This is a genomic window from Streptomyces sp. NPDC048172, assembly GCF_043202595.1.
Taxonomy (GTDB): Bacteria; Actinomycetota; Actinomycetes; order Streptomycetales; family Streptomycetaceae; genus Streptomyces.
This window is the reverse complement of the sequence record NZ_JBIDAT010000012.1, coordinates 13,243-31,544: the sequence shown is the minus strand read 5'-3', so window position 1 is coordinate 31,544 and position 18,302 is coordinate 13,243. Positions and strand designations below refer to the sequence as shown.

The following is an 18,302-nucleotide window of genomic DNA, read 5'->3' as shown; positions in this document are numbered from 1 at the left end:
GTGGGGGACCCACCGCGCCGGAAGCGCAGGGGCGGGCCCTTGACGAGACGTGAGGCCAGAGCAGGGCTCCTCTTCGTCCTGCCCTGCTTCCTGCTCTTCGTGGCGTTCCGCTTCGGACCCGGCATCGCCGGCGTCCTGATGAGCTTCACCGACTACACGCTCACCGGCGGCGGCCGCTTCACCGGGCTGGACAACTTCACCCGGCTCTGGGACGACCCCGTCTTCTGGCAGGCCCTGAAGGTCACCGCGATCTACGTCGTGATCGCGGTGCCCGGCACGCTCGTCCTCTCGACGGGGCTGGCGCTGCTGACGCGGCGCGCGTTCCGCGGCTCGAAGATCTTCCGGTCCATCTTCTTCCTGCCGGTCGTCACCTCGCTCGTCCTCGCGGCCACCGTCTTCGTGTGGATCTTCTCCACCGGCGGCCCGTGGGCGACGGTGGTGAGCTGGTTCGGGATGTCCGACGACTCCTGGCTGACCGACGACTTCCTCGTGCTGCCCGCGCTCGCCGTCGTCGGGATCTGGTCCCGCTTCGGCTACGGGATGCTGATCCTGCTCGCCCGGATGCAGGACATCCCGCGCGAGCTGGAGGAGGCCGCCGTCACCGACGGGGCCGGTCCCTGGCAGCGGTTCCGGCACATCGTGCTGCCGCAGCTCAAGCCCGCCGTGTTCTTCCTCGCGGTGATCGAGACGACGGCCTCGTTCCAGGTCTTCGACGCCGTCTACACCATGACGGGCGGCGGCCCGGCCAACGCCAGCTACACGCTCGTCTTCCAGCTCTACGACGCGGGCTTCAAGTACTTCGAGCTGGGCTACGCCGCGGCGATCGGCGTGGCGCTCTTCGCGCTGACCCTCGTGGTCGCCGTCGTCCAGCGGCTCGTGATCGGGAAGGACCAGTGACCCCATGACCACGAACGCACCCACGGTCGAACGCCCGCGCGCCCCTGAGACCCCGCCGCCCGGAAAGGGGTCCGCGCGCGCCGCACGCCGCCGCAAGCGGGACGCCGAACGCGACGTCGTCCCCGCAGGACTGCGCGGGACACCGGCGGGCAAGGCCCTACGGATCGTCCTGCTGACCGTCGCCGCGCTCGCGACGATCTTCCCGTTCTACGCGATGGTCGTGCTCTCCCTGAAGCCGTCCGCCGCCGTCGAGTTCCCCGGCAGCCTGGTGCCCTGGCCGCTCACCGGCGAGGCGTACGACTCGATGCTGAACACCCAGGACGTACCGCGCTGGCTGCTCAACACCGTGCTGTACTCGATCGTCTCCGTCGTCGGCGTGCTCCTGCTCTCCTCGCTCGCCGGATACGCGTTCGCGAAGAAGCGGTTCCCCGGGCGGAACGCGATGTTCTGGTCGTTCCTGTCCATGGTGATGGTCCCGTACCACGTCACGATGATCCCGACGTTCGCGATGATCGCGAAGCTCGGCGGCATCGACACCTACTGGGGCCTGATCGTGCCGACGCTGGCGAACGCGCAGGCCGTGTTCCTGATGCGGCAGTTCATCATGGGCCTGCCCGACGAACTGTTCGAGGCGGCGCGGCTCGACGGGTGCAGCGAGTGGCAGATCTTCGCCCGGATCGTGCTGCCGCTGCTGAAGCCGATCCTCGCCACGCTCGGCGTCTTCGTCTTCCTGTGGCACTGGAACGACTTCCTGTGGCCGCTCGTCGTCGGCCAGTCCACCGACATGCGCACGCTCACCGTCGGCATCGCCTCGCTCCAGCAGCAGAACGTGCCGCTGAACGTCGTGCTGTCCGGCTCCGTCATCGCGTTCGTGCCCATCTTCGCCGCGTACCTGGTGGGCCAGCGCTACTTCACCGAGGGCGTCACCGCGTCCGGAATCAAGGGATGAGTCACGTGTTCACCGATGAGAGCGCCCTCGAAGAGCGCCTCGCCACCCCCTCGGCGGCCCTCGCCGAGGACCTGTCCCGGCTCGAAGGCGACCTGCTCGTGCTCGGCGCGGGCGGCAAGATGGGCCCGAGCCTGTGCCGCCTCGCCCGCCGCGCGCTGGATGCCGCGGGGCGTACGGACGTCGCCGTACGGGCCGTCTCCCGCTGGTCCGACCCGGCGGCGGCGCGTGCCCTGGAGGACGCGGGCGTCCGCACCGTGCCGTTCGACCTGATGGACCCCGAAGCGGATTTCGGGGCGCTTCCCGACGCGGGCAACGTGGTCTTCATGGTCGGCGCCAAGTTCGGCTCCGCCGGGGCCCCTTCGCAGGCCTGGGCCGTCAACGCCGCCATGCCCGCCCGGGTCGCCGACCGCTGGTCCGAGGCCCGTATCGCCGCGTTCTCCACCGGGAACGTCTACCCGCTCGTCCCCGTCACCTCCGGAGGCTGCACCGAGGACGACCCGGTGGGGCCCGTCGGCGAGTACGCGATGTCCTGCCTCGGCCGCGAGCGGATCTTCGCGCACGCCGCGCTGACCCGCGGCACCCGCGTCGCGAACATCCGCCTCAACTACGCCGTGGACCTGCGCTACGGCGTCCTCGCCGACATCGCCTCCCGCGTCCAGGCGGGCGAGCCCGTCGACGTCACCACCGGGCACGCCAACGTCGTCTGGCAGGGCTACGCCAACGAGGTCGCGCTACGATCCCTCCTCCATGCCACGAGCGGCGAACGCGTGTTCACGCTCAACCTCACCGGGCCCGAGACCGCGTCCGTACGGCGCCTCGCGCGGTGGTTCGGCGAGGAGTTCGGCACCGAGGCGACGACCGTGGGGGAGGAGTCGCCGACCGCGCTGCTCTCCGACGCGGGCCGCTGCCACGCCCTCTTCGGCTATCCGGAGGTCCCGCTGCGCATGCTGGTGGCCTGGCAGGCCGACTGGCTGCGGCGCGGGCTGCCGCTCTCCGGCAAGCCCACCAAGTTCCAGGTCCGCGACGGAAGGTTCTGAGCTCCTCCATGCACACCCCGCTCGACACGCTGTCCCACGGCACCGTCGTCCCCGCCCACCCCCTCGCGCTGACCGCCGAACGCGCCCTGGACGAGCGCCGCCAGCGCGCCCTGACCCGCTACTACCTCGCCTCCGGCGCGGGCGGGCTCGCCGTCGGCGTCCACACCACCCAGTTCGAGATCCGCGAGCCGCGCTTCGACCTGCTGCGGCCCGTCCTCGAACTCGCCTCCGAGACCGTCGAGACCGTCATGAAGGAGGCGGACCGCCCCGATCGCCCCGTCGTACGGATCGCGGGCGCCTGCGGCTACGTCCAGCAGGCCGTCGCCGAGGCCGAACTCGCCGCCTCCCTCGGCTACGACGCCGTCCTCCTCAGCCCCGCCGTCCCCGGCGCCGACGAGAAGGGGCTGCTGGAACGGGCCCGCGCGGTCGGCGAGGTGCTCCCCGTCATCGGCTTCTACCTCCAGGAGGCGGTGGGCGGCCGCTATCTCTCGCCCGCCTTCTGGACGGCCTTCGCGGACCTGCCCCGTACGGCCGCCATCAAGATCGCCCCCTTCGACCGCTACCGCAGCGCCGACGTCCTGCGCGCCGTCGCCGCCGCCGACCGCGCCGACGAGGTCGCGCTCTACACCGGCAACGACGACAACATCGTCGGCGACCTGCTCACGCCCTACGGCCCGGCGGACGCGCGCCGCTGGTTCGCGGGCGGCCTGCTGGGGCAGTGGGCGGTGGGCACCCGCGCCGCCGTCGACCTGCTGGAGGACGTGCGCCGCGCCCGTACGGGCGACCACGAGGCCATGACCCGCTGCCTGGCACGCGGACCCGAGCTGACGGACCTCAACAGCGCCGTCTTCGACGTCCTCGGCGGCTTCCGCGGCTGCATAGCGGGCGTCCACGAGGTGCTGCGCCGCCAGGGACTGCTGGACGGCACCTGGTGCCTCGACCCCGCCGAAGCCCTCTCTCCCGGCCAGGCAGAGGAGATCACACGCGTCGCGGCCGCGTACCCCTGGCTGACGGACGACGCCTTCGTCGCGGAGCACCTCGATGACTGGCTCCGCTGACCGCCCGCGGGTCGTCGTCGCGGTCCCGCCGGACCTGCGCGCCCAGCTCTTCGCGCCGGAGGAGTGGGCGCGGCTCGCCTCCGGGGCCGACCTCACCGTGCTGGACGCCCACACCGACCGGGGCGCGCTCGCGAGGGCGCTCCCCGGCGCCCGCGCGCTGATCACCTCCTGGGGCACGCCCCGGCTGACGGGCGAACTCCTCGACGCCGCCGACGCCCTGGAGCTCGTCGCCCACACGGGCTCGGCCGTCGCCCCGTACGTCGGCGAGGACGTCTTCCGGCGCGGCATCACCGTCACCCAGGCCGGGGACGCCATGGCGGGCCCCGTCGCGGAGGTCGCCCTCGCCTTCACTCTCGCGCTGCTGCACCGCGTCCACCGCTTCGACCACGCGCTCCGGACCGGCGCCGACTGGGAGACCGCGAGCGCGGCGCCGCCCCGCCACGAGATCCGCGGCAGCCGCATCGGCGTCCTCGGCGCCTCCCGTACGGGCCGCGCCTACATCTCGCTCGTACGGGCGCTAGGCGCCGAGGTCACGGTCACCGACCCCTACCTCGGCGCCGCCGAAGCCCGCGCCCTCGGCATACGCACGGCTGCGCTGCCCGAACTCCTCGCCACCAGCCGCGTGGTGGCCGTCCACGCCCCCGCGACGGAGGAGACCCGCCACCTCCTCGGCGCGCCGCAGCTCGCCCTGATGCCGGACGGCGCGAGCCTGGTCAACACGGCACGCTCCTGGCTCGTCGACGAGGAGGCCCTGACCGCCGAGCTGACGGCCGGCCGCCTGGACGCCGCGATCGACGTCTTCGACGCCGAACCCCTCCCCACCGACCATCCCTTCCGGGCCCTGCCGAATGTCCTGCTGACCCCCCATCAGGCGGCGGGCACGGACGAGTGCCGCCTGCGCCTGGGGGCGAGCGCCGTTACGGAGGTCCTGCGCGCGCTGCGTGGCGAACCGCCGCTGCACGCGGTGGGCATGGCGGCGCTGGGCCGTCTCCACTAGAGCGCTCCGGCGGGGCCCGGGGCTGGGCAGGGGCTGCCCCGTACTGTGCATTGCAGACTGCGGGTTGTGGGTGGTTGCTCGCGCAGTTCCCCGCGCCCCTAGAGGTACGGGGCGGTCATGGGGCCGAGTAGCCGCCGTCCACCAGGTGGTAGCTGCCCTGGATGAAGGAGGCGCGGTCGGAGAGGAGGAAGAGGGTGAGTTCGGCGACCTCTTCCGCCGTGCCGAGGCGGCCTTGGGGGTGGAGGGAGATGAGGCGTTCGCGCATGGGGTTGTCGGTCTCGCGGAGCAGGGGCGTGTCGATGAAGCCGGGCCCGACGGCGTTGATCCGTACGCCCTTGTCGGCGTACTCCAGCGCCGTCGTCTTCGTCAGGCCCACCACGCCGTGCTTCGCGGCCACGTAGGCGGGCGCGCCCGCGAAGCCGTTGGTGCCCAGGATCGATGACATGTTGACGATCGCGCCGCGCCCGGCGGCGGCCATCACGGGCAGCTCGTAGCGCAGGCAGTGGAAGACGCCGGTGAGGTTGGTGGCGATCACCCGCTCCCACGCGGAGAGCTCGTACTCGCCCGTGGGCGCCGCGGGCCCGCTGATCCCGGCGTTGTTCACCGCGAGGTCGAGCCCGCCGTACGTGTCGACGGCGAACCTCACCCCGGCCTCCACGGATGCCGGGTTCGTCACGTCCATGGCGACGGCGGCCGTACGGGCTCCCGCGGTCTCCAGTTCGCCCGCGGCGAGCTGGGCGCCGTCCTCGTCGTAGTCGGCGACGACGACGGTCGCGCCCTCCTCCGCCAGGCGGCGGGCCACGGCCAGCCCGATGCCGGAGGCGGCGCCGGTGACCAGCGCCGTCTTCTCCCGGAACTCCCGGAACTCCATGACGTACGCCCTTCCGAAGACGGCCCCCTCCCGTAACCGTCCGCGTCCCGTGCGCCGCACGCATGGCCGACTGGCCCATTCGGGTGGCCGGGCACCATCTTGCCCGCGCTTGTCGGTGGGCACGACAATTTGCCCCTGTCCCGGCCCTGTCCCCCTCCCCAGAAGGGATCAGCAGTGTCCGAACGAGGAGGAACCACCCGGAGAACCGTGCTCGCCACCGCCGCGGGAGGAGGGATCGGCGCCGCGATCGGCGGCCAGTCCGGCACCGCGCACGCGGCGGAGCCCGAGGAGGAGCGGGGGCGGCCCGTGCGGCCCCCGAGCCGTGAACTGCGGGCGCTGCTCGCGGAGATCGACCACGAGCGGATCGAGGCGACCGTCCGCAAGCTCGCCTCCTTCGGCACGCGCCACACCCTCTCGTCGCAGACCGACGCGAAGCGTGGCATCGGCGCCGCACGCGACTGGATCCACGCCACCCTCACCGAGTACGCCGAGGCGTCCGGCGGCCGGATGACCGTCGAGCTCCAGTCGTACGTCCAGGAACCCGCCGAGCGGATCCCCGAGCCGACCCGCATCACCAACGTCGTCGCGACCCTGCGCGGCAGCGAGGACCCCGACCGGGTGCACGTCGTCTCCGGGCACTACGACTCGCGCTGCTCCGACCCCATGGACGCCGAGGGCGACGCGCCCGGCGCGGACGACGACGCGTCGGGCGTCGCCGTGATCATGGAGCTGGCCCGGGTGATGGCGCGGCGGAAGACCGCCGCGACGCTCGTCTTCGCCGCCGTCGCGGGCGAGGAGCAGGGGCTGTACGGGGCCGCGCACATGGCCGAGCAGTTCAAGAAGTCCGGGGCCCGGGTCGCCGCGATGTTCACCAACGACATCGTCGGCAGCTCGACCGCCGACGACGGCACCCGCGACCCCCGTACGATCCGGCTCTTCGCGGAGGGCGTGCCGACCGCCGAGACGGAGGAGGAGGCCGAGATCCGGCGCTCCGTCGGCGGCGAGAACGACTCGCCGTCCCGCCAGCTCGCCCGCTTCGTCCGCGACGTGGCCGAGAACGACGCGACGGGCATGCGCGTCCGCGTCATCTACCGCCGCGACCGCTATCTCCGGGGCGGCGACCACATCCCGTTCCTCGAACGGGGCTTCCCCGCCGCGCGCTTCACCGAGCCCGCCGAGGACTACGCGCACCAGCACCAGGACGTACGCGTCGAGGACGGCAAGCAGTACGGGGACCTGCCCGAGTTCTGCGACTTCCCCTTCGTCGCGCGGGTCGCCCGGGTGAACGCCGCCACGCTCTGGTCCCTCGCGCAGGCGCCGACGGTGCCGGCCGAGGCCAGGATCGTCACGTCGGCCCTCACGAACGAGACGGAGCTCGTCTGGAAACGGCCGCCCGGCGGGCCGCGTCCGGCGCGGTACGAGGTCGTCTGGCGTGAGACGACGTCTTCCGGGTGGACCCATGCCGAGGACGCGGGCGCTGCCCTGCGGTGTGTCGTCGACCTCTCCAAGGACAACGTCTTCTTCGGCGTCCGCTCGATCGCCGCGAACGGTTACCGCAGTCCGGTCGCGTTCCCGTCTCCTCAGAGGTAGCGGTCGACCAGTGCCTGATCAGGGGCTGCCCCTTGACCTGCGTCGCAGACCGCGCCCGCGATGTGGCTGGTCGCGCAGTTCCCCGCGCCCCTGATAGGGCGCACCCGGAGGCGCCCCGAAGCGCCCCGAAGGGGCTGCTTCAGGGGCGCGGGGAACTGCGCGAGCAACCGACGCGCAGCCGCAGTCTGCGACGCACGGGCAGGGGCAGCCCCTGATCAGTCACGGCGGCACACGTAAGGTCAGGGGCATGGCGGCGCCGGAGATCACGAGTAGCGACCCCGACGGCTTTCCGTACGGGGTGTGGCACGAGCGGCACCCGGCACTCTTCCAACGGCTCAAGGACGCTTTCCCGTTCGGCCCCGAGCAGCGGGCCGCACTCGACGCGCTGCTCGACGAGACGCTGCACGGGCCCATGGCGCCGTTGCCCGACGACGCGCCCGGCGCCGCGCTCTGGAACGGGGAGTGGGACCGGGGGCATTACGGGAAGCGGTGGACCGACGCGCCGTTCCTCTGGGCGGAGAGTTACTTCTACCGGCGGCTGCGTGGTGCCGTCGGGTACCACGCGCCGGAGGGGGCGTGGCGCGGCATCGACCCGTTCGGGCCGTTCAAGGACGCGGAGCTCGCGGGGGACGCCGTCGACGAGCAGCTCGCCTCGCTCGACGCGCTGGACCAGGCGCTGGTCGACGAGCGTACGGACGCGCTGCTGCTCGCCGCGCTCTGGGGCAACCGCGCCGACCTCGGGTTCCTGCTGACCGGAGACGAGAGCGGCGGGGACCGTCCGCTCGTCGCCGACGAGCGCGAGGCCCTGCGCCCGTTCCTCCGAGGGGGGCGCGTCTCGCTCGTCGCCGACAACGCGGGCCGCGAGCTGATCCCCGATCTGCTGCTCGCCGCCCATCTGCTGGGCGCGGGCCGCGCGTCCGCGCTCACGCTGCACGTCAAGCCGCACCCGTACTACGTCTCCGACGCGACGACCGCCGACGTCCTCGCGACCCTGCGGCGGATCGCCGCCGCGCCGGGTGCGGCGGGCCGGGCCGGGCACCTGCTGTGGCGGGCCCTGGAGGACGGGCGGCTCACCCTCGACGCGCACCCCTTCTTCTGCGCCCCGCTCGGCTACGCCGAGATGCCCGACGACCTGTGCGCCGACTTCGCTGCCTCGTCGCTCACGATCCTGAAGGGGGACCTCAACTACCGCCGCCTGGTGGGCGACCGGCACTGGCCCGCGACGGTGCCGTTCGCCGAGGTCACCGCGTACTTCCCGGGGCCCGTGGCCGCGCTGCGCACCCTGAAGTCGGACGTCGCGACGGGCCTGACGGCGGAGACGGCCGAGGCGCTGGACGCCTCCGACCCCGCATGGCGTACGAACGGGGCGCACGCGCTCATCCAGGTGCGGGCTGTGCGGGCTCCGGTTGCGGGAGCGCCCGGAGGCGCGTGACATGGCGGGAGGCACGTCTTCCCCCACGTTCCCAGAGGACCGTCATGCCCCTGCTCCATCTGGTCGCCCGTCCGCTGCTCAGCTCGCTCTTCGTCGGCGCGGGGCTCGACTCGCTGCGTGACCCCGGTCCGAAGGCCGAGGTGGCGGCGCCGTTCCTGGACCGGGCGCGGGCCACGCTCCCGGCGCTGCCGGACGACGACGTACAGCTCGTACGGCTCAACGCCGCCGTCCAGGTCGGCGCGGGCGTCCTGCTGGCGACGGGCAAGGCCCCTCGGCTGGCGGCCCTCGCCCTCGCGGGCTCGCTGGTGCCGACCACCCTGTCGGCCCACGCGTTCTGGGAGCACCCGGAGGGACAGGCGCGCGAGGCGCAGCAGGTCCAGTTCCTCAAGAACGCCTCGGTCATGGGCGGGCTGCTGGCGGTCGCGGGGGCTGCCAGGCGCCGACGGGCCCGGAAGGGCCCGTCACGCCGGTGCCGGTGGGCGCGCTAGCAGAGGCGATGCGCCCGGTGCCGGGGCCGGGACGAGGCTGCCCCTTCCCGTGCCTCGCGGGCTGCGGACGCGCGTCGGCTGGGCGCGCAGTTCCCCGCGCCCCTGATGGGGCACCCGGAGGCGCCCCCGAAGCGCCCCGTAGGGGCTGCTTCAGGGGCGCGGGGAACTGCGCGAGCAACCACAGCGCACGCGCGGTCCGCAGCGCACGAGAAGGGGCAGCCCCTACCCGGCACCGGAGCGCAGGCTGAAGCACCGTCAGGCGCTCGGACGGAGATCCCCGGGACCGGTCACGTGCTCCGACGCGCAGTGCCGCCCCGGTCCTGGCGCTCCGCAGGAGCCAGTACGAGGCGCGCCCTCGTCTCCCGTTCCACCCGCTCCCGGGTGTAGACGAGCGGGAAGGCGCGGTCCGTCGCCCAGTCCGTGAAGAGGTCGGAGTGGTGCGGGGAGCGGGGGTCGCCCGACTGGCCGGGGGAGTTCATGACCAGCGACTCGTCCCACGCGCCGACGTCCACGACCATGCGGAAGCTCGCCCCGCCCGCCTGCCGGAAGTCCGGTTCCGGCAGGTACGGCGTGGCGCCCACCGTGTCGCCGCTGCCGCCGCGCGGCACGGGGCCGAGGGACGTCCACGGCGCGTCGCCCAGCCGGTCGGCGAGCGGGTGGCGGAGGTGGGCGCGGTGCAGGGTGCCCCAGGACCAGGCGGCGGGGTCGGGCCCGAGCAGCTGTTCCGCCGCGGCGACGGCCTCGCCCAGTGTCGCCGTCAGCAGCTCGGGCGTCGCCAGCGGGAAGAGCTCCAGGTCGACCCGCGCGTCTCCCGACGCCGCCTCCGGCGGCTGCACGCGGGTCACCGCCTCCTCCAGCCGGTCCGCCGGGACGAGCGGACGCAGCGCCTGGCGCAGCAGCGCGGGCCGCAGATGGCCCCGGTACCAGATCTCGAAGAGCGCGGCGGCCGCCGAGTCCGCGTCGAGCGACGCGTCCCAGCCCCCGTCGCGGAGCAGCCCGAGGGCCGTACGGACGCGGGGTCCGTCGCCCGGCAGGCCCGCCAGCATCGGCAGGACGGCCCGCGCCGGGAGGCTGACGTAGTCGTTCTGGAGGCGTACGCACTCCTCCGCCGTCCAGCCGTCGTGCGCCGACAGGGCTTCCGCCACGCGCGCGCGGCGGGTGGGCGCGTACCAGTCGTACGTGACCGTGCGCGTGTCGTTCGGGTAGCCGGGCGGCAGGTTCATCTCGTTCGCGGTCGCGATCCAGCCCCGTTCCGGGTCGCGCTCCGTGGGCAGCGTGTCCGGGTCGTGGAAGCCCGCCCACTCGTACCGCCCGTCGCCGGGGACGGGCAGCGTGCCGTCCCAGTTCGGGCGGACGGGGACGCGGCCGGCGGGGCGCCAGCCGATCGTGCCGTCGGGCGTGGCGTACACCTGGTTCTCGCCCGGCGCTCCCCATCGCCGCATCGCGTCCGTGAACGCGTCGGCGCTCTCCGCGCCCATGTACCCCGCGCTGCCCAGGTACGGGGCCATGCCGGGGCCGAGCCACGCCGCGCGGACCGCGAACGCGGCGTTCCGCTCGGGGAGTTCGCGGACGACGGGCCCGTGCCGGGTGAAGCACAGCTCGGCCTCGACGGGCGGGCCGCCGCGCACGGGGATCGTCTCGGTGACCGTATCCATCTCCTCCCAGCCGCCGCCGTACGCGTACGCGCGCGGCGCGCCCGGACGGGTGCGGTAGACGTACAGGTCCTCCTGGTCGACGGGGAAGATCGTCAGGCCGAACGCGATCCGCCCGTTGTGCCCGATCGAGATCCCGGGGAGCGCCGGTTCGCCCGCGCCGATCACGTCCAGGCCCGGCGCCGTCAGATGCGCGAGGTAGCGGAGGGAGGGGAACGAGACGGGGCGGTGCGGGTCGTTGGCGAGGAGGGGGCGGCCCGTGGCCGTACGGGAGGGGGCCAGCACCCAGTTGTTGCTGCCGTCCAGGCCCTGGCGCGGGGCCGCTCCCGCCGCCCACGGGGCGACCGTCGCCAGCTCGTACACCCGCAGCACGTCGTCCGGGATCACCGACAGGTCCAGGCCCTCCGGCACGCGCAGCGCGTGCGGCGCGGGCTCCCGCACCTTGCGCAGCTCCTCGGCCTCCGGGCCGAAGTCGCGCAGGGTGCGGGCCCTGGCCACCTCGTCCTGGAGGTTGTAGGCGAGGCCGTGGCTGCGGATACGGGGGACGTCCTCGGCGTCCCAGCGCGCGGGCGCGTAGCCGAGCAGGCCGAACTCGGGCGGCGCCAGGCCGGGTTCGGCCTCGCACAGCGCCACGTACGCGTTGATGCCCGCCACGAACGCGCGCGTCATCTCCTCGGTCCCAGGCCCGTACGCCGCCCACTCCTCGGCCATGTCGCCCCGGTGGAGGAAGAGCCGCGCCGCGCGGTCGTGCGCGACGTACTCCGCGCCGAACACCTCGGCCAGCAGCCCCAGTCCGCGCCGCCGCCACAGGTCGAGCTGGAAGAGCCGGTCGCGGGCCGCGTTGAAGCCCTGCGCGAGGAAGAGGTCGTGGCGCGAGGCCGCGTACAGGTGCGGCACGCCCCAGCGGTCGACCAGGATCTCGACGGGGGCCTCCAGGCCGGGGACCTCGTAGCGCGTCTCGTTCACGCGGACTCCTTCGTCGAAAGCGCTTCTTCGCGCGGCGGCACAGAAGGGGACGGGCGTCCGTACGTGAGGGCCGCCGTCACCGCGAGGTTCGCGGCGAGGGCGATCACGCCGCCGTTCACGCCGTGATACGGGTCGTTGTCCGTGCCCCACAGCAGGAAGACCACCGCGAGCCCGGTCAGCATCCCCGCCACGCCCGCCACGGCCGTCATCCGCCGCCAATACAGCGACAGCAGCGCCAGCGGTACGAGCTGCGCCAGGCCCTCGTACGACAGGACCGACAGCTCCACCAGGGTGTTGGGGTAGAAGAGCGCGCCGCCGAGGGCGAGGAGGCCCGCGAGGAAGCAGACGAGCTGGGAGAGCCGCTTGACGCGCATGTCCCGCGCGTCGCCGGGCCGTACGGGCTCGCGCGCGGGGCTGCGCGGGTCCGCGCCGTTGCCGCCGCCGAGCAGGGTGCGCCCGCACAGCGTGCCGATCGCCAGCATGAACACGCTCATCGGCACGATCGCCGACAGCGCGCCCGCGACGCCGATCACGGCGACGACGGGGGAGGGCAGCGAGTCGGTGACCAGCCGGAACAGCGCCAGGTCCGGGTTGCCCAGCGCGGGCACCACGAAGAGCGCGACCGCGCCGACCATCATCGGGATGAAGAGCAGCAGCTGGTACCAGGGCAGCAGGATGGCGTTGCGGCGCAGCGCGTTCGGGTTCCGCGCCGAGAGGTAACCGGCCACGGTGGTCGGGAAGATGGAGATCGTGACGGCGTTCAGCAGCAGCGTGCTGACGAACCACGTGCCGTTCAGCCCGCCCGAGGCGTGCCCGGGGAACGTCAGCCACTCGGGCTTCTCCGTGACCATCCGGTCCAGCAGCTCGCCCGGCCCGTCGAGGTAGTGGAACGGGATCCACACCGCGAGGAACGCCACCGCCGAGATCACCAGCAGGTCCTTCAGCACGCTCACCCACGCCGAGCCGCGCAGCCCGGAGACCAGCACGAACGCCTCCGCCACGACGAACGAGACGACCGCGGCGACCTTCAGGTCCACCGCGTCGTACGTCATCGCGTTGACGACGACGCCCATGCCCTGGATCTGGAGCTGGATGTAGGGGACGAGGAAGACCGTCGCGCAGACCGCCACCAGGATGCCCACGGGCCGGGAGCGGAAGCGGTGTTCGGCCATGTCCGCGATGGAGAGCAGCTTGTGCCTGCTCGCGTACGTCCACAGCGCCGGGCCCACGACGTACGCCACCGCGTAGCCGACGGTGAGGTAGGCGACGAGGTAGAGGATCGGCACGCCGTACGAGTACGACCAGCCCGCCGTGCCCAGGAAAGAGAAGCTCGTGTACGCCTCACCGGCCATCAGCAGCCAGATGAACAGCACGCCGAGGCCGCGACTGGAGACCGACCACTCGGCCATGCCCTTGTCCCGGCCGCGCGCGCTGAGCACGCCGATGACGAGCGTGGCCACCATGGCCAGCCCGAAGATGGTCGTGGCGATCGCCGCCGACCCGCTCATCGTCCGCCCTCCGTGCCCTCGTGGTCGTCGACGGGCAGGGGCTCGACGGAGCCCTTCGCGTACGCCGGGTCGAGCCGGGCGGCGAGCCAGATGACGAGCGGGCTCACGACCGTCGCGCCGATCACCCAGGCGAGGAGGAACGGCATGCCCAGCACGCGGGGTTCGACCCGGTTCGCGACGAGCGGCGCGGCGCAGTAGAGGACCGCGGGGACGAGGAGCAGCCAGAGGGCGGGGCGCGGCGCGCGGATTCTGGGCAGGCCGTCGAGCGGATCGTCGTCGGGCATGGGGGGGCTCCTTGAAGGTGTGACTCAGACGGACGGGTCGTAGCGCCCGTCGACGGCCGTCCAGCCGCCGTCGACGGTGAGGACGGACCCGGTGACGAAGGTGGAGGCGTCCGACAACAGGTACACGACGGCGCCCGCGATCTCGTCGGCGCGCGCCCACCGCTTGAGCGCCGACGCCTGCGCGTACGCCTCGTACCAGTCGGGGTCGGCGGCGATCTGGTCGGTGAGCGGGGTGCGGACGACGCCGGGCGCCACCGCGTTGAACCGGACGCCGCTGGGCCCCCATTCGGCCGCCGCCGTCCGCAGGAGCTGCACGAGGCCCGCCTTCGACGCCGCGTAGACGCCCTGGCCCGGCTCGACCTGGAAGGCGCGCATCGACGCGAACGAGACGACGCTGCCCCCGCCGCGCTCCGCCATGCCGGGCGCGACCGCGCGCAGCAGCGAGAAGTGGGCCCGCAGATTGAGGGCCACGACGCGGTCGAACTCCTCCAGCGAGTAGTCCGCGATCCGCTTGCGGACGTTGACGCCGACGGTCGCCACGAGCCCGTCCAGCGGCCCCCACGCCTCGGCCGCCGCGCGCACGGCGCCCTCGTCCAGCACGTCCAGGGTGTACGGGGAGGCGAAGCCGTCCCGTTCGGCGTCCGCGAGCCGCGCCGTCTCCGCCGCGCCCTCCGCGTCGCGGTCGACGACCAGCACCTCCGCGCCCTGCGCGGCGAGCGCCCGCGCCGCCTCCCGCCCGATGCCACCCGCCCCGCCGACGACGGCGACGCGGCGCCCGTCGAGCCGAAAGAGCTTCGCGTAGTCCACGCCGGTCATCTCGTCACCCCTTTCCTCGCCGCGCCCTGCGCGGTTTGTCGTGTGTGCTGTCGCGGCCGGGTGGCCACCGCCCCTGCCTGGCCCGGTGCGCTCGCCGGGCACGGGCGGTTCGGCGTGGCCTTCAGGCGGGACGCGCTCGTCACGGCCTGATCACCGCCATCCTCGTCACCGTCAGTTCCTCGATCGCGAAGCGGGGGCCCTCGCGGCCGATGCCGGAGTCCTTCACTCCGCCGTACGGGGCCACGTCGCAGCGGTAGCCCGGGACCTCGTTGACGACGACGCCGCCGACGTCCAGCTCGTCCAGGGCGCGGAACGCGGGGCCCAGGGCGCGGGTGAAGACGGCGGCGTGCAATCCGTAACGGCTCGCGTTGACCGTCTCGAAGGCGGCGTCCAGGTCCGGGACCGTACGGAGGCAGACGACCGGGCCGAAGATCTCCTCGTCCCAGGCGGGCTGCCCGTCGGGGACGTCCGCGAGCAGCGTCGGGGTCACGCAGCGCCCCTCGCGCGTGCCGCCCGCGAGGACCCGGGCGCCCGCCGCCCGCGCGTCCTCGATCCAGGCGAGGACGCGCGCGGTGGCGGCCTCGTCGATGAGCGCGGCGACCCGCGTGTCCTCCGCGCGCGGGTCGCCGACCGTGACGGCGGGCAGCCGGGCGGCGATCCTCCGCTCCAGCTCCGCCGCGATCTCCGCGACGGCGATGACGCGCTGCACGGCGATGCAGGCCTGCCCCGAGGCGTAGTAGCCGCCGCGCACGACGGCGTCGGCCGCCGCGTCGAGATCGGCGTCGGCGGCGACGACCAGCGCGGCGTTGGAGCCGAGTTCGAGGACGGTCTTGCGGGGCGCGGCGTCCCGCGCGATGCGGTGGCCGACGGCCGCCGAGCCGGTGAAGGAGACGGCCGCCACGGCCTCGTGCGTGGTGAGCGTACGGCCCACCTCCGCGTCCCCGGTCACCAGCTGCACCGCGCCCGCCGGGGCGCCCGCCGCCTCCAGCGCGCCCCGCACCAGATGGACCAGCCAGAGCGTGGCCAGCGGCGTCGCGGGCGCGGGCTTCACGACGACCGGGCACCCGGCGGCCAGCGCCGGGGCGATCTTGTGGGAGGCCAGCATCATCGGGTAGTTGAACCCGGCGATCCCGACGACCACCCCGACAGGGCGCCGTGTCCAGAAGCCCGTCATGCCGTCCCCGGACGGCAGCCCGTCCAGCGGCACCGTCTCGCCGTGGACGTGCACGACCTCGTCCGCCGCCGCGCGCCAGGTGGCGACGGCACGCGTCACCTCCGTACGGCAGTCGGCGCGCGGTTTGCCGGTCTCCAGGACGAGCAGGTCCTCCATGCCCTCCGACACCTCGGCCAGCGCGTCCGCGACACCGGAGAGCACGGCCCTGCGCGTACGCGTCGGCAGCTTGGCGACCGTACGGCGGAGCGACGCCGCGTGCTCGACCGCGCGCCGGGCGAGGGCCTCGTCTCCGACGGGCGCCGCCGCGACGGCGCTCCCGTCGTACGGGAACGTCACCGTCGCCGTGCCCGGCGCGGGCACCCAGCCGTCACCGACGGGCAGTCCGGCGGGGAAAGAGAGGAGGGTCACCGGGCGCCTCCCGCCGGGGCGTGGGTGAGGAAGTGGCGCGCGGCCTCCGCGTACACCCGGGCGTACTCGCCGATCTCGCGCACCTCCACGAACTCGTCCTTCTGGTGGGCGATCCACTTGCCGCCCGGACCGTAGACCACCGTCGGCAGTCCGGCGTCGCGCGTGAGGATCGTGCCGTCCGTCGTGCCCGGCACCGCGCCGAACGCGGGCGGCGCGCCGTGCACCGCCGTGTGCCCCGCGACCAGGCCCGTGACGACCGGGTGGTCCTCGGCGATCTCGATCGAGGGCCGGTCGTCCACGACCGTCAGCGACACGCCGACGCCGAACGGGGCGGCGGCGTCCTCGGCGGCCTCCCGGATCTGCGCGATGAGTTCGGAATGGCGCGTGCCGGGGATGGTCCGCACGTCGACGCCGACGACGCCGTGCGCGGGGATCACATTGAGCTGGTCCGGGTCCCCGCCGAGCAGCACGGTCGGGGTGACGGTGACCGAGCCCGCGTGCGGATGCGTGCCGTACCGCTCGACGGCCCACGCCTGCACGGCCTCCAGCGCCGTGACGATGCGCGCTCCCGCCGCGATCGGGCTGCGGGCCTCCTGGGGCATCGCGCCGTGCGCCATGACGCCCGCGAGATCGAGCCGCAGCCGGATGCCGCCGCGTGCCGAGGTGCAGACCTCGTACCCCTCGGGCTCGCACACGATGACGCCGTCGACCCCGGCGGCGAGCGGGGAGGCGGCGAACGCCTTGGCGCCGAGCATCATCCCCTCCTCGTCCGCCAGCACGCCGAGCACGACCCGGCCCGGGAAGGGGCCCGCCTGCTCCAGCGCCCGTACGCCGTAGATCATCGCGGCGACGCCGGACTTCATGTCGGCCGTGCCCCGGCCCCACATCCTGCCGTCGCGGATCTCGGCCCCGTACGGATCGACGGTCCAGTCGGCCGGGTCGCCCTCGGTGACGACATCGGTGTGGCCCTCGAACATCAGCGTGGGCCCGGGGCCTCCGCCGCCCTCGACCACGGCGACGACGTTGGGGCGGCCGGGGGCGACCTCCGTGACCGTGTGCTCCCAGCCGAAGCGGGTGAACAGCTCGGACACCAGCGTCGCCGCCGGGAGTTCGACGGCCTCGGCCCCCTCGGCGTTCACGGTGCGCAGCCGCACCAGGGCCTGGGTGAGGGAGACGGCCGCGTCCGTGTCGACGGCGGATTGCATAGAACCTCCAAGTCCCCTGTCCAGAAGGCCAGGCAACTGGTCAGACCAGAAGATCTTCCGTACTCTGCGCGTACGCTGCGGCGTCGGTCAAGGGGGCAGCGCGAGGGAGCCCGCAAGGAAGCCACGCGGAGACGAGAAGAGGGGGCCTGGCCGTATGTCCACGGATACGGACTCAGAGGCGAGTACGGGCGGCGCGGGGCGCGTGCCGTTCGAACCCATCCAGCCGGTACGCGCCTATCAGCGCGTGGCCGAGCAGATCGAGGAGCGCATCCTCGGCGGCGAACTCCCGCCCGGCTCCCGGCTGCCCGCCGAACGGGAGCTGGTCAAGCAGTTCGCCGTCGGCCGCTCCACCATCCGGGAGGCGCTGCGCGTCCTCCAGTCCTCCGGCCTCATCCGCTCCCGGCCCGGCGATCCGCAGGGCGCCGAGGTGCTCGGCGTCTCGCCCGACAACCTCAGCCAGGCCCTCGGGCGGCTCGCCCGCTCCCATCTGTCGGGCCTGGGCGAACTGGTCCAGTTCCGGATGGTCCTGGAGGCCGAGAGCTACCGCCTCGCGGCCCGCCTGCACACCGAGGACGACCTCGCCCGGCTGACGGCCCTCGTGGACCGCATGGAGGAGCTGGCGCAGCCGGCGGCCACGCGGCCGCACGCCTTCAGCGAGGCCGACGCGGACTTCCACCGCGTCGTCGCCGAGGCGAGCGGCAACGCGCTGCTGGCGCTCTGCGCCCGCGCCGTGCACGACGCCGTGGTCGGCGTGATCGAGGGCAGGCTCGCGGAGTCCGGCGCGGCGGCCGAGGAGTGGATGCGCCGCTCGGTCGCCCACCACCGCCAGGTCCTCGAAGCGCTCCGTACGGGCGACGCCCACCGCGCGGCCCACCTGGGCCGCCGGGCGCTGTACGAGCACTACGCGGAGTTCGTCGCCCCCGGGGAACGGGAGCTGCTGAAGGCGGCGCTGGACGACTGAGAGGAACGC

Annotated in this window: 16 protein-coding genes; 9 read left to right on the top strand and 7 right to left on the bottom strand. The window is 73.8% G+C overall.

All coding sequences use genetic code 11. The features are described from left to right. Positions 1-39: 39 nt before the first annotated feature. The 5 genes from ACGF3A_RS38725 to ACGF3A_RS38705 are packed head-to-tail and all read left to right on the top strand — an operon-like array spanning position 40 to position 4,938. Positions 40-897, top strand: a complete 858-nt coding sequence (locus tag ACGF3A_RS38725) for a carbohydrate ABC transporter permease (protein WP_393735237.1) — start codon at positions 40-42, stop codon at positions 895-897. A gap of 4 nt (positions 898-901) precedes the next feature. Then, on the top strand, positions 902-1,846 hold the full coding sequence (locus ACGF3A_RS38720) for a carbohydrate ABC transporter permease (protein ID WP_393735236.1): 945 nt from the start codon (positions 902-904) through the stop codon (positions 1,844-1,846). After that, a complete protein-coding gene (locus tag ACGF3A_RS38715) occupies positions 1,843-2,883 on the top strand; it encodes an NAD-dependent epimerase/dehydratase family protein (protein WP_393735235.1) in 1,041 nt (346 codons plus the stop codon). Before ACGF3A_RS38720 ends, ACGF3A_RS38715 begins: the two co-directional genes overlap by 4 nt. An 8-nt stretch (positions 2,884-2,891) precedes the next feature. After that, positions 2,892-3,941 (top strand): dihydrodipicolinate synthase family protein, encoded by a 1,050-nt coding sequence (locus ACGF3A_RS38710; protein ID WP_393735234.1) that lies wholly within the window; start codon positions 2,892-2,894, stop codon positions 3,939-3,941. Beyond that, positions 3,925-4,938: a hydroxyacid dehydrogenase gene (locus ACGF3A_RS38705; RefSeq protein ID WP_393735233.1), complete on the top strand. Its 1,014-nt coding sequence runs from the start codon at positions 3,925-3,927 to the stop codon at positions 4,936-4,938. The genes ACGF3A_RS38710 and ACGF3A_RS38705 overlap by 17 nt, the downstream gene beginning before the upstream one ends. A gap of 115 nt (positions 4,939-5,053) precedes the next feature. On the opposite strand, the gene ACGF3A_RS38700 is transcribed toward ACGF3A_RS38705, so the two are convergent. Next, a complete protein-coding gene (locus tag ACGF3A_RS38700) occupies positions 5,054-5,809 on the bottom strand; it encodes an SDR family NAD(P)-dependent oxidoreductase (protein WP_393735232.1) in 756 nt (251 codons plus the stop codon). A gap of 174 nt (positions 5,810-5,983) precedes the next feature. On the opposite strand from ACGF3A_RS38700, the gene ACGF3A_RS38695 reads away from it, so the two are divergent. From ACGF3A_RS38695 to ACGF3A_RS38685, 3 genes are all read left to right on the top strand, one after another. Next, on the top strand, positions 5,984-7,399 hold the full coding sequence (locus tag ACGF3A_RS38695; protein WP_393735231.1) for a M20/M25/M40 family metallo-hydrolase: 1,416 nt from the start codon (positions 5,984-5,986) through the stop codon (positions 7,397-7,399). Between the two features lie 247 nt (positions 7,400-7,646). After that, a complete protein-coding gene (locus ACGF3A_RS38690) occupies positions 7,647-8,831 on the top strand; it encodes a damage-control phosphatase ARMT1 family protein (RefSeq protein ID WP_393735230.1) in 1,185 nt (394 codons plus the stop codon). A gap of 44 nt (positions 8,832-8,875) precedes the next feature. Further along, positions 8,876-9,319 (top strand): DoxX family protein, encoded by a 444-nt coding sequence (locus tag ACGF3A_RS38685; RefSeq protein WP_393735229.1) that lies wholly within the window; start codon positions 8,876-8,878, stop codon positions 9,317-9,319. A gap of 287 nt (positions 9,320-9,606) precedes the next feature. Here the strand turns inward: ACGF3A_RS38685 and ACGF3A_RS38680 are convergent, their stop codons facing one another. The 6 genes from ACGF3A_RS38680 to ACGF3A_RS38655 all read right to left on the bottom strand — a co-directional run bounded on the left by ACGF3A_RS38680 (position 9,607) and on the right by ACGF3A_RS38655 (position 17,332). Beyond that, positions 9,607-11,937: a penicillin acylase family protein gene (locus ACGF3A_RS38680; protein ID WP_393735228.1), complete on the bottom strand. Its 2,331-nt coding sequence runs from the start codon at positions 11,935-11,937 to the stop codon at positions 9,607-9,609. Beyond that, entirely contained in the window at positions 11,934-13,445 is a 1,512-nt protein-coding gene (locus ACGF3A_RS38675) for a sodium:solute symporter (RefSeq protein ID WP_393735227.1), read from the bottom strand. Before ACGF3A_RS38675 ends, ACGF3A_RS38680 begins: the two co-directional genes overlap by 4 nt. After that, positions 13,442-13,729, bottom strand: a complete 288-nt coding sequence (locus ACGF3A_RS38670; protein ID WP_393735226.1) for a DUF3311 domain-containing protein — start codon at positions 13,727-13,729, stop codon at positions 13,442-13,444. Before ACGF3A_RS38670 ends, ACGF3A_RS38675 begins: the two co-directional genes overlap by 4 nt. Positions 13,730-13,753: 24 nt before the next feature. Next, positions 13,754-14,545: an SDR family NAD(P)-dependent oxidoreductase gene (locus tag ACGF3A_RS38665; protein WP_393735225.1), complete on the bottom strand. Its 792-nt coding sequence runs from the start codon at positions 14,543-14,545 to the stop codon at positions 13,754-13,756. A 139-nt stretch (positions 14,546-14,684) separates the two neighbouring features. Next, entirely contained in the window at positions 14,685-16,127 is a 1,443-nt protein-coding gene (locus ACGF3A_RS38660) for an aldehyde dehydrogenase family protein (RefSeq protein WP_393735224.1), read from the bottom strand. Then, the gene (locus ACGF3A_RS38655; protein WP_393735223.1) at positions 16,124-17,332 is read right to left on the bottom strand and encodes a M20 family metallopeptidase; all 1,209 of its coding nucleotides are present in this window, start codon (positions 17,330-17,332) and stop codon (positions 16,124-16,126) included. Before ACGF3A_RS38655 ends, ACGF3A_RS38660 begins: the two co-directional genes overlap by 4 nt. 154 nt (positions 17,333-17,486) lie before the next feature. On the opposite strand from ACGF3A_RS38655, the gene ACGF3A_RS38650 reads away from it, so the two are divergent. Next, positions 17,487-18,293, top strand: a complete 807-nt coding sequence (locus tag ACGF3A_RS38650; protein WP_393735222.1) for a FadR/GntR family transcriptional regulator — start codon at positions 17,487-17,489, stop codon at positions 18,291-18,293. Positions 18,294-18,302: the final 9 nt, after the last annotated feature.

What these genes read in the sequence shown, in the direction of transcription:
- ACGF3A_RS38720 (WP_393735236.1), top strand. Translation starts at nt 902, where the DNA reads ATGACCACGAACGCACCCACGGTCGAACGCCCGCGCGCCCCTGAGACC.
- ACGF3A_RS38715 (WP_393735235.1), top strand. Translation starts at nt 1,843, where the DNA reads ATGAGTCACGTGTTCACCGATGAGAGCGCCCTCGAAGAGCGCCTCGCC.
- ACGF3A_RS38710 (WP_393735234.1), top strand. Translation starts at nt 2,892, where the DNA reads ATGCACACCCCGCTCGACACGCTGTCCCACGGCACCGTCGTCCCCGCC.
- ACGF3A_RS38705 (WP_393735233.1), top strand. Translation starts at nt 3,925, where the DNA reads ATGACTGGCTCCGCTGACCGCCCGCGGGTCGTCGTCGCGGTCCCGCCG.
- ACGF3A_RS38700 (WP_393735232.1), bottom strand. Translation starts at nt 5,809, where the DNA reads ATGGAGTTCCGGGAGTTCCGGGAGAAGACGGCGCTGGTCACCGGCGCC.
- ACGF3A_RS38690 (WP_393735230.1), top strand. Translation starts at nt 7,647, where the DNA reads ATGGCGGCGCCGGAGATCACGAGTAGCGACCCCGACGGCTTTCCGTAC.
- ACGF3A_RS38685 (WP_393735229.1), top strand. Translation starts at nt 8,876, where the DNA reads ATGCCCCTGCTCCATCTGGTCGCCCGTCCGCTGCTCAGCTCGCTCTTC.
- ACGF3A_RS38675 (WP_393735227.1), bottom strand. Translation starts at nt 13,445, where the DNA reads ATGAGCGGGTCGGCGGCGATCGCCACGACCATCTTCGGGCTGGCCATG.
- ACGF3A_RS38670 (WP_393735226.1), bottom strand. Translation starts at nt 13,729, where the DNA reads ATGCCCGACGACGATCCGCTCGACGGCCTGCCCAGAATCCGCGCGCCG.
- ACGF3A_RS38665 (WP_393735225.1), bottom strand. Translation starts at nt 14,545, where the DNA reads ATGACCGGCGTGGACTACGCGAAGCTCTTTCGGCTCGACGGGCGCCGC.
- ACGF3A_RS38655 (WP_393735223.1), bottom strand. Translation starts at nt 17,332, where the DNA reads ATGCAATCCGCCGTCGACACGGACGCGGCCGTCTCCCTCACCCAGGCC.
- ACGF3A_RS38650 (WP_393735222.1), top strand. Translation starts at nt 17,487, where the DNA reads ATGTCCACGGATACGGACTCAGAGGCGAGTACGGGCGGCGCGGGGCGC.